The 1627-nt window shown below is 40.0% G+C and carries 1 protein-coding gene; it reads left to right on the top strand.

The features are described from left to right. Positions 1-162 precede the first annotated feature (162 nt). Positions 163-1530, top strand: coding sequence for a hypothetical protein (locus tag DW677_RS15530; protein ID WP_181968381.1), 1368 nt, complete (start codon positions 163-165; stop codon positions 1528-1530). Positions 1531-1627: the final 97 nt, after the last annotated feature.

The raw sequence follows: 1627 nt of genomic DNA, 5'->3' as shown, positions 1-1627 counted from the left end.
CTGGAACGAAAGAAAAGCTCCTATGCAGAATACCGCAAGACCAAATCGGAAATGTGCAAAATAATGTACATTGCATCTGTCACTCTATGTGTGGAAGATATATAATAATATCGAAGCGAATGATGAGAAAGTTCTAAATGCAAAAAGAAAGAGGAAGACAAGATGGCAGTATGGAGATTACAGGTGAATACAGGAGGCACAAATGTTGCCGACTATTGCTTGAAAAATCATGTCGCAGCAATAGGATGGAGTCTTCGTGAATTAACCCAGGCAGAACGTTCTGGGATACATACGTTTTTGGATTACTGTAATCTGGCAAGAACTCAGTATAAATCATTCGACAGTGTATGCCGCATGGTAGAGGATGTGAAAGAAGGAGACCTCCTATGGATGCGCTCAAAAAATGAAGGGAAATACTATATTGCGAGAGTTAAGGCGAACAGTACCTGGGTGTTTCGCGAAGATGCAGTACAGATGGATGCAGCGAATCAGTTGACCAATATAGACTGGTATCCAGCTACAGATAAGGCAGATGAAGAATCCGTTCCTGGTGCTGTGGCAACATCATTTATTATGGGTTCAACCATCCAGAGAATTAAGAAAAATGGAGTGGAAGAATACAGTCAGATGTTGTATAACCGTGTCCACGATTCAGCACTGGATCTATTCAATTATCCCGATCCAGCCCTCTCATTATGTGAAAAGCATTTTTACAGCCTGCTTCAGCCGGAAGATGTTGAGGATTTACTTGCGCTGTGGCTGTATGATACGAAAGGCTACGTTTGCATTCCATCGATAAATAAAATTGCTACGCCAAAGTATGAGTGCGTATTGGTTGATCCAAATGACCTGAACCGAAAGCATATTTACATTCAGGTAAAGAAGGGTGATGTTGATCTCAATACAGATGACTATTCCAGCCTGAATGGTGAAGTGTATTTGCTTACAACAGAAGGAAACGTTCAGAATGCACAGAAATATTCAAATGTGAAAGTAGCAGATCCAGCGGTTATCTATGAATTTGCGATCAATCCGGATAAGTCTCATATCATTCCGGAGAATGTTTTATACTGGGTGAAGTTTCTGACAGAAATAGAAAATAATCGTTTGAAGTTTTCTGCGTGTAAAGGAATCATGTTTGATACGAATATCTCGTATTCAGATACAAATGAATCCGAGATGATTCTCGGAAACAAAATAGCGGCATATGGAGATGCCAAACGGTATATCGACAGCTTTCGCAAAGATGACTATGCTCTTTTTTATTCCAAAGGAAGAGGAATTATTGCAGTTGGACAGATAGTTACAGACACACCAACGGAAGTGGGTGATGAAAAATATCATAGTGTCAGAATGATTGTGCCGGAAAATTTCAATGGAGATGTTAAAGCATTGCCTGCTCTTTCTCCGAATGAGATTAAAACAATTTTGAAGCGGAATTTCTATTGGGCATCGACAATCAAAACACCGTTCCTTACAGGAGCACAGGTTGAGATGTTGATTCGTGAATTGAAAAAGAAGCATGTTTAACGAGGCAGCAGAAAGGGGAAAAATAAGCAATGCCCTTACAGATTATCAGAAACGATATTACAAAAATGAGCGTTGACGCAATCGTCAATGCTGCCAA

It is taken from the genome of Clostridium sp. AM25-23AC (genome assembly GCF_003435125.1).
GTDB lineage: Bacteria > Bacillota > Clostridia > Lachnospirales > Lachnospiraceae > Pilosibacter > Pilosibacter fragilis.
The sequence above is the reverse complement of the archived record's forward strand: the minus strand, read 5'-3'. Positions and strand labels throughout refer to the sequence as shown.